Source organism: Rhodopirellula sp. SH410 (assembly GCF_055811895.1).
On record NZ_CM147949.1, the window covers coordinates 3,659,239 to 3,672,279 of the forward strand.

At 54.5% G+C, this 13,041-nt stretch carries 5 protein-coding genes; 2 read left to right on the forward strand and 3 right to left on the reverse strand.

Annotated features, from left to right (window positions below; genetic code table 11):
- Nucleotides 1-23 precede the first annotated feature (23 nt).
- Both SH410x_RS13475 and SH410x_RS13480 read right to left on the reverse strand, forming a co-directional pair.
- Nucleotides 24-3,803: a hypothetical protein gene (locus SH410x_RS13475; RefSeq protein WP_473676981.1), complete on the reverse strand. Its 3,780-nt coding sequence runs from the start codon at nucleotides 3,801-3,803 to the stop codon at nucleotides 24-26.
- Nucleotides 3,804-4,103: 300 nt separating this feature from the next.
- On the reverse strand, nucleotides 4,104-5,471 hold the full coding sequence (locus SH410x_RS13480; protein ID WP_473676982.1) for a hypothetical protein: 1,368 nt from the start codon (nucleotides 5,469-5,471) through the stop codon (nucleotides 4,104-4,106).
- 374 nt (nucleotides 5,472-5,845) lie between these two features.
- On the opposite strand from SH410x_RS13480, the gene SH410x_RS13485 reads away from it, so the two are divergent.
- Together SH410x_RS13485 and SH410x_RS13490 are read left to right on the forward strand one after the other, a co-directional pair.
- Entirely contained in the window at nucleotides 5,846-8,656 is a 2,811-nt protein-coding gene (locus tag SH410x_RS13485) for a DNA/RNA non-specific endonuclease (protein ID WP_473676983.1), read from the forward strand.
- A 481-nt stretch (nucleotides 8,657-9,137) separates the two neighbouring features.
- Nucleotides 9,138-10,226, forward strand: coding sequence for a heme-binding protein (locus tag SH410x_RS13490; protein WP_473676984.1), 1,089 nt, complete (start codon nucleotides 9,138-9,140; stop codon nucleotides 10,224-10,226).
- A gap of 261 nt (nucleotides 10,227-10,487) precedes the next feature.
- Here SH410x_RS13490 and SH410x_RS13495 read toward each other — a convergent pair whose 3' ends face one another.
- The gene (locus SH410x_RS13495; protein WP_473676985.1) at nucleotides 10,488-12,935 is read right to left on the reverse strand and encodes a matrixin family metalloprotease; all 2,448 of its coding nucleotides are present in this window, start codon (nucleotides 12,933-12,935) and stop codon (nucleotides 10,488-10,490) included.
- Between the last annotated feature and the right edge of the window lie 106 nt (nucleotides 12,936-13,041).

Below are 13,041 nucleotides of genomic sequence, written 5' to 3' on the forward strand. Positions count from 1 at the left end.
CGCTGCTCACGGCAGATTGCCGACTAATTACACGGCAGCTTGTCGCGGCAGTTTCGCCATTGCTCACCACAAGAAACGTGGAGACGATGGAGCAGTGGATACTCTTTACAATCAAAGAGCGTCGGCGCGGTCTCCGATTTAACGGGTTCGGGGTAGCGAACGTTCACGGCGATTCCCGACAGCGTGCTGGGCATGCTGACCGCATCCAGCTTCGCCTCAATTTTATTCAACTGAGTCGTCAAAGCGAGTATCTGTTCCTGCTCGCTCGAGTCCTGGAGCATGCTCGCGATGCGAACCGGTGTCGATTCCACACGGTGAACGCTCGGCTGGACGGCCAAACGACCCACATCGAATTGCTGTGACGACGCGTGCTGATCGCGGATGGAAACCGTCGTCAGTGTCGGAGCCAAGGTCGGCTGCATGCTCTGCGTCACACCCGATGGCGAGCATCCACTCGACGTTGGGTTCGCCGTCACGGTTGGGCTCGCCATCACGGGCACATGCAGGTGATTCGTCACGCCGTAGGGTGTCGCGACGTAGACGGCAACGTAGGACTGGTTTTTGCCATTCTCACATAACGTCACCGTATTGACACAACGCGGGATCGTGACCTGCATCAGTTCGCGGCTGATCAGCCGAACGTGTGGGATACAGGTCCCACCGGCAATCACCTTCGTGTCGTGCACGCTGAAATTGTCTCCGACCAGGAACAGCGTCGTTCCGTCACCTTCGCACGCCGGTAACGGTGAAGCGGCGACGGTTGCGTTATAGGCACGCAACTGATCGGTGAGCTCCTTGCACGTCGCGGGGTCAGCGCAAGTTCCGTTCGAATCGGGAACGCAACCTTGAAAGCAACCACATTTGTCACCGAACGTTCTGACGCCCGGTGCGCCGTACCAGCCAATCAACTCGGGAGACAGGTCGGTCACGCCAGTATTGAACATTTCAAAACCGCCCAGCGTGTTTTCATAAGGCACCAAAGACCGGTAGGTTTGGAGTGGCAGTTCGCGTTCCAGTTGGTCGACCCGTTTAAACAGCCGTCCGAGCTCGCCTTCGCGGTACAGGTGCTGGCATTGGGCACAATTGGCCCGCGAGTTTCGCATGGCAGTTACCGCGCGACTCAGTTCCAGACTATCTTTCATCGTCAGTGCAGTGTTTTTCGGATTAGTCAGTTTGAACCAGTCCGTTCGAACGTCGAAGTCTGCGTAGGGCACGAACGAAGGCATCAGCACCACGGCGACGCACTCCCGCTGTCCCGGCTCAATCTGGCGATGTTTGAGGTCGTAATCTCGCGAGGTCCCCATCAGCGTTTCACGTAGAGTACCGAGCGTGCCCGGCACATCCAACGCCTGCACTCGGGGATAGAACCGCCATCCAAACGTGTCCGCCCCATGGCCGAAGCCGACGACGGTCCGGTTCAGGCTGATCGTTTCGATTTGTGTCGCGATCTTCCGCGAGTACTGGGTCAGCGAGTTGACACCGATTTGACCGGTTGCGAACCCAAGGGCCAATGCAAATTGCATTTCACGACTTCGTTGAGAGACATCGGCGACGTTCTGGTCTTGGTTCGTGGGGTCGACCGCGAAAACGTGAATGGGCCAGCGAGCACTGACGTACCGTTTGAAGACTTCGTTGGCGAGCGAGAACTCGGTTTGAAGTGGTTCCAGGCCCGCGCCCGGCGCCATCACCGAATCGGGCAGAAAGAATCGGTAATCGCGATCAGTGTTCAGTTCGTAGACTTCCTTGGACTTGGCCAATTTGCGAACATCCTGATTCAGCCGCTCGTTCAGTAACGCTGACTCAACCACGATCGCCCAGGCGAGTGCGTCGACACTCGACTTAGCCTCATCAACAATCTGAAATGCCGCGATTTGGCTGAGCAACAGTTCGTCCGCGACACCATAGCATGCGTCTGCCATCAGTTCGATTTCCACTTCCGTCTCGACATGGCTAGTAGGCGAGTGAAGCTGGTTAAAGAAGTAGTGTCGATATTGTTCCACACGTGGAACTTGGGAACCATCGAATTTGAAATGCCCACTGCGAATTTGGCTTGCCAACTTCGAACTGGGCGACGCTAGACTAGCAAACAGCTTGACATGCTCAGGTTCGCTTAGCAGTTCGTATGCGGCCTGTAATTCTGCTTCTAAAAACTTTCTCGCGTCGAGCAGGTCGACTCGGTGTTCAATGCAGCTTTCTTGAACGGCGTTTTTCAATCTTGGATCAGATCCACCATTCCAGCGAATGTATTTTCCGTAGTAGGCTTTCTCAAAGAAACCTGCAATGGTCTCGAGATTATCGGCCCCGATCACTGGCTCGAGCGACGAAGGGTTCAACGGGTTGAGTGCTCGCCTCGCTCGACCTGACGGCGTGACAGTTGAAATAATATCCCTCACATTTCCCGTCGCACTCTCTGTCATGACCTGACTCACGCTGTACAGAACGCTGGTGATTCCGTCTAGAGTGGCTGGGTTTATCAAACGAATTGAGTACATGCTCTCGAATATATCATTTGCAGACTTGTCAGTAAATGCTTTAATAAGCTTAGTGATATATGCTTCATTATTGGTTGCTGAAGATTCTTCAAATGCACTAATTTGAAAATGTTCAAATACATTAGAAGGAAGGGATTCAATACCTCTGAAAATTCGCTCTTGACGCGGTGTTGGTGCGGCACTCGTCTGAGTGGTTTTGGACTCCGCTGTCAAATCACTCTGTCCGTTTTCGGGATCCGACGTAATGAATTTAAAGTGTTTAAGAGCATCAGTTATATCAGTAACAAACTGCTCGTTGTCCATCAACTTGGCAATATATGGACGCATTTCCAATCTAAGAATGTCCGCTGGCTGTGTGGGGTATTTTAGAAAAAGCGTTTGGATATTCGCAGTCGCATCCTTTGCTTCCATCGCATTTCCCAAATCCGTCCGCGCATTCCGAATTCCGACTAGCGACTCCGTCACGCGAACGACGGGCAGCCCCAGGAGATCGACCACGTCGTTAACGGCCAAGTTTCGGAAGGTGGTCGGCATCAGGTCGTCGCTGATTACGGCTTCGGCGGTGACGGTTACTTCGGCACCAAAACCTTCACGAGTTAGCTTTCCGGGTAGGATGGAGACTGGGATTCGGACCAAGTTCATCGAGTAGCCCGGTGAATCGCTGGTGTCGTCGCCTTCGTTGATGCGCCGTAATTCATGCAGATGGTCGAGATACCGCGACATCTGGTCCAGGTGAAGAGTCGGTTCGAGCGCAACGGATGGCGTTTCAGGATTCGTACCGATCCCGAATTTTGCATAGCTCGGGGCAAATTCGGGGGCATCCTTCAGTGTCGCTGTGACATTGCCAACCTGGACGCCCGCCGGTGGGTCTGTCGGAGTCACTGCAGTTGTGGGTACTGTCGTGCCCGATGCAGCTGCGGAAAGCGCGAGTGCTTGTGATAGAAAGGCTCCGTCGCTTTGCGAGATCGCAGCGTTGATCGTATTGTCAAACTTCCCCAGCTCACCGAACATAATGCGTTCGTACTCATCGCGATGTTTGGTTAGCCGCGCTTCGCCCCAAATGTCGGGCTGTTTGGCGACGACGGAACCGTAGGTGTCGATGTGGTGCTCGAGCCAATCGATGTTTTCGGCCAAGCACTCCATGGAACCGTCTTCGCCCATGCACGGCTCGGTGCCTTTGTAGTGGGTTTCACTGAATAGACGTTTGATCCGGCCCAGGATCTCACCCGCGCTGGCCGCCTGCGGCATGAACGCCTGGACCAGCACGAAAAGCGTTAACACGACTTTGGTAACGGGAGAATTCTCTCGCATGGGGTTCATCCTTGAACGTGGATAGCGATCGGTTGATGGGAGCCTGCGATGCGCCGCTGCACTCACCTGTGCAAGCGTGGATCGGGTTAGCACTCCGCTGGCGGCCCCACCGATAGTGGTGCGACGCCCTGTCTACGTGGGTATCGTCGTTCTACCCCCCCGGTGATCTTGCGTATATGGGAGATTTTGCGGCGAAATCGTCTGGCAAACGGCTTTTTGACGCAACTGTGTCGGTTATGCCGGTTCTGAGGCTGGGAAACGGCAGGACAATCGTGCTAGGTAACCATTCGACACCTCATTTCAGTTCGACGTAGGTGAGGAACCCGGGAACAACAGCGGAGCGAGCTCTGCAATCGCTTTCGCTTGATCGCACTCGGCAAGCTCAATTTCACCATTGATCTGGGCCAGCCGATCACGAAAGCATTTCTTCCGATCGGGATCGTCATCATCGGAACATTCGTCCAGTAGCTTTTTGATTGCTGTTTTGGTGGCCCCCAAAGCAGCGAGTTTCGTTTCCGCGTCGAGAATCTGTTGTTGGTGGTCCTGAATGCTCTTTATTGTCGACGGAGGGGCTGCATCGGAGAATTTACGAAATTCAGACAGTCTCTGAATGTGAAGCTGTAACTTCTCAATGGATAGATCAAACAAGTTCACAGTGTACGGTTTGCCTTCCACCAGTTGCACCTTCTCGATTGCCTTGATGTCTTCGATCACGCCGATTTTCTCGCCGCCCTGTTCGATTGGCAGAACGTGCGGAATCATGGAATCTTCCTGAAAAATGCGGATCGTAGAACCGGATTTATTGCGGATTGTTGTTACTGTCACTTTCCATGGCTCGTACGTCAGGATGCCGTTCGTGATGGACACTGTCTTATACCAGCGTTTCTCCTGAGTCTCGGTCTTGACGACGATTACCTTGGGATCGACCGGCGTGGTGCGTAGATCCGTCGTTTCGTTCGACGATAGATTCTTGGTTAAGACGGTGCCGTATTGGAACACACCGCCCTCCATCACCCGCACGTTGCCTGCCAGAATCGTTTCTTTGCCACGGTTGGTTAACTCTGCAACGTTGTAGGCCCGATTCGACTGAGTGCGAAAGTGAGCGGCTTCCTTCCATTCAATTGGATAGTCCGCCAAGGCGGTTAACGGCAAGGTGCTCGCTTGTCCGGCGTCCATCGTGAGCTTCAGGCACATGTCGCCGGTGGGCAGCAAAATTCGCAATTCTGTATCGGCCCAATTGGCGTCGGATCCCGAGCGATCGAAGACCTGAAAATACCCATCCAACTGATTCGTTTTTAGCTCAATCCCATACTTAAAGTTGATGGTGTTGGCCACCTTATTCATAAAAGTGATTCCCACGTTGGCGATTTTGTCGCTGTGAATGAGGACATCAATGGTGGTTGAGTCTTCTGAAATCGATATTTTTGCTGGCAGACTGGTGTGAATCGACCCCAACACGTTCTTGGCGTTATCCGCGGATACCTTCAACGTAAGCCTTGCCTCTTCACCTGCGGCGAGCTTGGTCTCGCAACGGTAGAAGGCATCGGCGACTGAATAGGTGACCTGCTTCATTGAAAAGTTCTTGGGAGTCGACTGAGCCGCCAAATGCTCTGTCGGGAAACAAGCAAACGCGGCGATCAACGCCAAACTGGACAGGAACGGACGCATCGGGATTCTCTTGGTGTTCCGGGGAATTGCGGTATACCCCTGAGATACTAGTTGGCCACCGTCCGGCATTCAATCTTTTTTTGAGTCCGGCCGCATCACGCCTCGACTCGATTTGATTCTCCTACAACGGCACTGGTCTTCATTTCGCTCAGAAATCTTTCACGTTGACGTTCATCCACAACATTTTGCTGGCACACTTTGGCCGATGACGAGTCACGCTTTCAGGTCTGGCATGACAACACATGGAACCAGGGTGCTGCTAGACACCCCCTCTGCGGTTGCATGTCGCTGTTGCTAGCGATATGTTCAAGGCGATCTCGTGATGCTCGTGTCGAGAGCACGATCTCGGTTATCTCAATTTGGGGAACGAAGAAATGGATCTGTTAGCGCATGTGTTGAAGAATGATCCTCAGGTCCGCGAGGAATTGGCGGCGAGAAACGCCGAATTGGGGCTGCCGCTGGCGACCGCGTCTGGAATCGAATCGAGCATGGTTGAGAGTGTCATGCGGAACGCCGAGAGCTTCGCATCGAGGTCCAGCGCAGAATCGATGGCAGACGGCTTGGGTCAGACCGAAGCCGTGGTTCTGTTTGAGGGCCGACCTTCGCTGCTGATCCGAAATAACAGTTTCGCCCTGCCGGATCTGGCGACTTGGCGCGAGCGTCTTCACGTATCCACCGGATTGTTGGAGCGAGTCATCCCGTCGGTGTGCCGAATCGAGTTGGCGAGGCACCCGCTGAGCACGTTCTATCCGATGATTGGAACCGCCTGGCTGGTCGCTGAAAACGTGTTGGTCACGAATCGTCACGTCGCCGTCTTCTTCGGTTTCAAGTCCGGTGATCGGTTCTATTTTCGACAGCATCCGGCCGGTGGTAGCGTGGACATCCGCGCCGACTTTGTCGCCGAGCATGGTGTGTCGCGGGCTAACGAATTCGATGTTGCCGAAATTCTGCATATCGAAGACGACGCCGGACTCGACATTGCTTTCCTGAAAGTTCGAGCTGATCGGCCGATGGGGCAACCGATCATGCTTGGCCAGCCGACGCCTGGTGAATTAGTTGCCACGATTGGCTATCCCGGTCCCGACGCGCGCGTCCCGGCGGCGAAGATCCAGCACATTTTCGAGGATGTCTACATGGTCAAGCGATTGGCACCGGGCATGATCATGGGTAGCCCCAATGAGCGTCTGTTGGAGCATGACTGCAGTACGCTGAAGGGAAGTTCCGGTTCGGTCGTGCTGTCGCTGGACACTGGCCGCGCGGTGGGGCTTCACTTTTCGGGGGAGTTTGGCACAGCGAACTCCGCCGTCAATTCCACCCAGCTGAAGTCATTGTTGTCTCGGATGAATATCTCGGTGCCGAGCGCGTGGATCGAGCCGAGCCAGGACGAATCTTCCGATCGAGAAGAGGCACCTGAGAATCGGGACGGATATCAAGCTAATTTTCTGGGCCCCGGCAACGAGGTGCCGATGCCTGGTTTGGATCACACCAATGCACTCGAAATCCCCGCTCCCACCGGCGGAAAGGAACTGAAGTACCGCCACTTCTCAGTGGTAATGCATAACGATCGGGGCTTGGCGATCTGTGCGGCGGCGAATGTTGATGGCAACTCGTTGCGGTTCATTCCCCGCGACAATCGTTGGAGCCGCGACTCACGTCTGAACCCTGACCAGCAGCACGACAACGCACTCTATCATCACAATGATTTGGATCGCGGTCACATGGTTCGCCGTCTCGATCCGGTCTGGGGAGATAACGCAGAGGCCCAGCAAGCCAACGATGACACGTTTTTCTATACCAATGCGGCGCCGCAGCATAAAAATCTAAACCAAAAGATGTGGGTTCGCTTGGAGGAGCATGTGCTCGACAGCGCCGACATACACGATCTGCAGATTTCCGTTTTCACTGGCCCTGTCTTTGACGCTGGCGACCCACGACACCGCGACGTACAGATTCCACGCCAGTTCTGGAAAATCGTTGCGTTTCGCGACCAGGACAGCGGTGAACTGCGGTCGACTGGATACCTTTTGGACCAGTCGCACCTGCTCGTCGACGTGTCCGAAGAGTTCGCCTTTGGAGCCTTTAAAACGTTTCAGGTGTCGGTCGACTTGATTTCTCGGCTAACCAACTTGAAGATGGATGAACTGGTCTCCGCAGATGTGTTGTCGACCTTCGAGAGCATTCAGAAACTGCCTTTGACCGGTCTGCAAGACATCGTCCTGAAACGACCGGGCGGCCGCAAAACGGGTGGCGAGCCAGCCGGTGGTGTGAGCGGCGACAAAATCAGCACCAGCGAGTTGCAGCGGATGCTGAGCGACATTGACGTGCCGGAGTCGACGTTGCGGAAATACATACGCGTGGATGAACTCCAATCCGAGGCGTTTCACGCCGTGGTCACGATCGACGAAAGTAGGGTCGTGGCGCCGGCCGAAGAAGCCGCTGTGCTGATGAGCAACTTTAACGGGATCTCGCGTTGGCGACGTCAACGGCGCTACCGCCGAAAGATCAATGACTGGAATGGCTTGCGAGTCGTTTCCGAAGGTGACTCTTGGTTTCAGTACCCAGTGCTTCTCGAGGACGTGATCGATCACTTGTTCGATGACTATGCGATCCTCTCCCTGGGAGCTGCAGGGGATCTGTTGCAGGATATTTTGCGACAAGACGAAATGGTCGATGCGATCAGGGAAGAACATGCTGACGTTTGCCTGATCAGCGGCGGCGGCAACGACCTGCTTGGCGGCGGTCGGCTGCAAGAATATCTGAAGTCGTTCACACCGGGACTGCCACCTGGCGAATACCTAAATGATCGATTCCCCGGGTTCTTGGGAGGAATCATTGACCGCTACGAACTGATTTTCGAGAAGTTGACGTCGCAGTTCAGCGATTTGCACATCTTCTGTCACGGCTACGATCACGTGATCCCCAATGGCGGTCGTTGGCTGGGAAGGCCGATGAAGGAGGTCGGATACGAGGATTCCGGTCTGCAACGCCGCATCGTTGCCGAGATCATTGACCGCTTCCACGAAGCCATGACGAACTTGGTCAATGAATATGACAAGGTTCATCATGTGGATTGCCGCGGCGCCGTTCACGAGACGCTCTGGCACGACGAGCTCCATCCAAACAACGAAGGGTATCGCGCCGTCGCGGCGCGGTTCCGAGCCGCCATCAACGCCCATGTGTCTTAGCCCAATGATGACACAACTAACGGCTCGCAATAAAATACTACAGCGACTCGAATCCAGCCTTTCTGCATTCTCAGTGTTGGGACATCACGCTGCGCATTTCAGCCGGCGATGGCGAACACAATACTGGAATGGAAAGAGTTTCATGCAGTCGGCGGAGACACAGCATGCTTAGCGATGAGCAGAGGCGTATGTTGGTGGAACTGATATGGAAGAGTCTTGGCACCAAACCTGAGATTGCTGATAGATGGAATCTTTCAAGAACGCCTGCCCGATATCCCGCGATACGGGTTCGACTTCATTTCGCGGGTTTTAAAGATTGTGTTCCCGCCCAGGGAACCTGGACGCTACTGGCCAGTCGGAACTGTGCGTCTGCAAGGCTAAATTCTCAACGCCAGGCGTTGCGGGTGCCTCGCCAGCCGTCTATGGTGGGGGGGGGGCATGAAGAACCTTCCGCATTCTCCCCGCTCACAGGACGGCTACCATGGCTCAAGACAATCAACCCGCTCAACCAGAGCGTAAGTTCGCGGAGATCGTTCGCCCGCAACCCGTCCAGGAGGAGCGTCTGGCCAATCGCGGGGCTCCGCCGGCCGAAGACTTTGGGCCGCTCGAACAACTGATGGGAGAATGGATCGCCACGGGCACCGGGTGGAACATGATCGCCCTACCGTTTCAGCAGGCTCCGAATAAATTCCGCCTGCTGATGAATCAATACAACGAGAGACTGAGATTCGACTTCGCCGACGCCAATGTCAAAAACCGAGGCCTGTTGCGTGCCGGGGAGTGCATCACGGATCAACTCGTCGCCGTCCTCGATTACCAGCAGGTTACCCATCAGGTCGTGGCCGAGGATCGGCCTTGCAGCGGACTGGCGGGCGATCCGGATCTTGGGATCCATCACGAACCCGGGTTGTGGCTGTTTGAGAAGAATCGCACAGTCAAAGATGACCAAATCGCGGCGGGCGCTGTGTCCGAGGAGACACTCGACGTCGCGCGGCTGGTGTCGGTTCCGCACGGCAACTCTGTGATGGCGATCGGCAAGTCTCAGTGCCACGAGGGCATGCCGGTGATCCCGCCCGTGAGCGGATTGCCCTCAGGCCGGTTTGAGGACACGAGCACGCCGGGCTACGACTTCAAGATAGACCCTTATCTTGAACCGTATAACCACTATATCGAGAACCCGTTCATGGGAGGTGTCACGGACGCAGGGTTTCCGGGGTTCAGCCCGGCGGACATGAACGCGATCCTGCGTTTCGCCAACGAGGGAGTGAACATCGTCAAGACGACCACTCTGACCGTGGACACGGACCGCAAAAGCGGCGGCATCACCAACCTTCCGTTCGTGGTCCGCGAGGCTGACCCCGTCAGCATGAAGTCGACATTTTGGATTCAACAACTCGATGAACAGGACGCCCAAGGCAAACCAAAGTTAAGGCTGCAATACTCGCAAGTGGTGATGATGCACTTCTTCCATCCTCGGCAGGACGAAGCTCCTGGCCGAGCCGTCTGGCCGCATATCAGCATCGCCACGCTAGAGAAGCAGCCAGCAGGCTACCAGCTTGCGCTGGCCTAAGCTTTGATCAAACGACGCGAGAGTCTCGTTGTATCTAAAATGCTCAAAGCCCCTCCTCGTTTCACTTCCGTGCTAGAGGTGAATTTCACTTCCATTCACGGGCGTAAGCGAGGGTTTCGAGTGAACGCCGAGCTACGTCGCCAAGCTACGACGCCACGCGAAAGGACATGAGCTGAGAACGAGACGTGGGATCGATAACTTTGAGCGCTCGAGGTCCTCGCCAATGATCGCTACCAGCCATCGGCTAAGACCTCGACTGCGCTATTCCTTTTTTCCTTGCTCGATCCACTTACGGAACAGTTCTACATTGGCTGAGGACCATGGCACGTCGCAGGGCATGCTGCCGTCGCTCAGCCGGCTAAAGATCGCATCGGCGTGCTTGCTAACATCAGCGTGTTTGCGGAGATCGAACACGGATCGCATCGAATCGGCATCTTTTTGGCGAAACAGAGGTTGAATGTGCTCGGAAAATGTCACCTCTTCAGGAATTGGGCCGCTAGATTTTCGTTGCGCTCGCATCAACGACCACACAAAGTCTAGTTGCACAAACCGCAAGTTTCCCGTAATCGGATTGTCGAATGTTCGCTGTACGAAAACATCTGGCTGCAACGCGCCAACATTTCCGATCGGGACGAACGTCCCGTCTGGAACGGGCTGTAACGACTTGAAAATGGAAAGTCTATTCGCACCGAGTTGACTATCGATACGAGGTCCGATAGTCGCTCGGGCGTGACACGTGATGCACGAGGATGTGTGTTGAAAACCTGATTCGATTTGCGAATTCGACAAAATCGTTGGCTCGCCAAGCGAATCGACGAAGTCTAACTGTGTACCACGAAGGCGATAATTTTCCCAGCGTGTGCCCTTGATCCCAAAGCCTTCGGGATATCCGTCGTCTCCCGCCGCAGAGTCGACCGTTGGGGTCTCCCACTGCCTCGCATTTTCGCGTTTCGGATTGTCAACATGCTCAAACGTGGCCCAAAACCAATTGGGCACATCTTTGGTCGTGATGTGGAGTGCAGTTAGTCCGTAGAGTAGCTTCGAGCCATCGCTGTCAGTGAATTCGACCCAGTGGTAGCGAGATTCTTCTTCCGCCGAGATTGGTCGCCACTGAGCCTTGACTTCCTTGGCACCCACGGGAAAGTGTAACTTGTATTCGTACGGTGCAACGGTTCTGTTCTCGCCTTGTGCTTGTTTGAACAATGCGGCTGCATCAGAAAATAGCTTCTCTTGGCCTTCAATGTTATAGAGTTCGCGATCACGGATGAATTCGAATGCATCCTTGTTGAGATGGTTTTCATTCAGTCCGTCAACGGAAGTGGACGGATCAAATTGCAGGTGAGCATCCTGTGGCAAACCCGCTTGTAATTGGAAAGGAAGTTTCTCAAAATCTTTCGCATTGCGTTTCATCTCGTTGGCGTCAATACCAGCGAACCAATCACCGGGGTCAGTTCCAGTCGACAGGAATACTTCATCATTTGCTCCCGACGAGAATTTCCACGATTCCCAAACTGTCGTTGCATTGTCGCCGAAGTCGCGACTGGAATCGGCCCTACGTTGCGCGGTATCAGCAGGCCAATTCAAAGCTACAAATAGTTGCCACGCATAGTTGTCCGGATCATTGATCGCCGACACGGAATCTTGCGGTTCCTCCCACGGTCCAGCGGTAATATTTGAGCCCTCCGAAGCATGCTGGACGGTTGGAATGCTCTCCAATCCGTTTGTCGCTTGCGTCATCCGTTGATCGGCTGCAGCTAATATACTCCGCGATTGACGAACCGGGTCAAATTCAAGAAACTCGAACCCACTTGACTGCCCATCAGGGGGATAGACGAGCCGCGTGCCTTGCTTGTCGATGTCTGTGAGGAGTAGTTTGCGTCGTTGCGCGTTCAGAGTGTGTTGTCCTGGATTGTTGAAGCCACGACAGAAATAGTGCATCACGGAGACGGGGTCATAGTCACCCAGTGGAATCACGTCTTCGTCAAATACTTCCAAAGTGCCGCAGACCAGCGGGGCTTCACTACGAGGATGCTCATGACGAAATCCCAGCGTGTGTCCGAGCTCGTGGCGGAGGACGCCCACGCGGTCGAATTGCAATCCATCGCCGAAATAGGCATCAGGATCAACGAGGACGTGCCAATTCTCCTGAGGATCGTTTGGAAAGAACGCGGACGCGATCACGGTGCCCGGTAAATCGAGCGACCAAACAGCAAACGTGACGTCCGCATGAGTCGCGTCAAGCGGACTATCGTCAAGTTCCGCGACGTGCGTAAACGTTGGAACGGACGCATCAGGAATGTTGGTCCACGCTTCAGCAGCCTGTTTGATCTCTCTTACGACTTGGGCGTATCTTGCCTCTGCCACCTGTCCAGTGCCAAAGCTCTTCTTCATGACACAGTACTTAAGGTTCGCCCCCGGCTTCCATCGGACGATCTTCCCGCCCTCTTTTTCGGCAACCAGTTCCGCGAACTGTTGCCCCATCACCATCTCTCGAACAGCACTGGGCATCGACTGCATCGCCCGCCATTTTGCGTATTGATGATTCAGTTCTTCGGCATATAGAAGAAGCTGATCCTCATTGATTCGCAGGTCGCCTTCGACAAAGTAATAGGTTGTCTCGGCGATCTTGCGGCTCGGAAGACTGCGTTTTAGCTCTCTAAAAAGCGCCGAATTGAGTTCGCCACGAAGCTTTGGGACGGACTCGATCAACTCCGCTGCCCGTGTCTGACTACGGGATACACGAGCAGTCGATTGCGAAAAAAGGCGATTTGCGTCACAGAAGAAAGTAGTGCAAACAGCGACAGTGAATGTAAGA

What these genes read in the sequence shown, in the direction of transcription:
- SH410x_RS13475 (WP_473676981.1), bottom strand. Translation starts at nt 3,803, where the DNA reads ATGCGAGAGAATTCTCCCGTTACCAAAGTCGTGTTAACGCTTTTCGTG.
- SH410x_RS13480 (WP_473676982.1), bottom strand. Translation starts at nt 5,471, where the DNA reads ATGCGTCCGTTCCTGTCCAGTTTGGCGTTGATCGCCGCGTTTGCTTGT.
- SH410x_RS13485 (WP_473676983.1), top strand. Translation starts at nt 5,846, where the DNA reads ATGGATCTGTTAGCGCATGTGTTGAAGAATGATCCTCAGGTCCGCGAG.
- SH410x_RS13490 (WP_473676984.1), top strand. Translation starts at nt 9,138, where the DNA reads ATGGCTCAAGACAATCAACCCGCTCAACCAGAGCGTAAGTTCGCGGAG.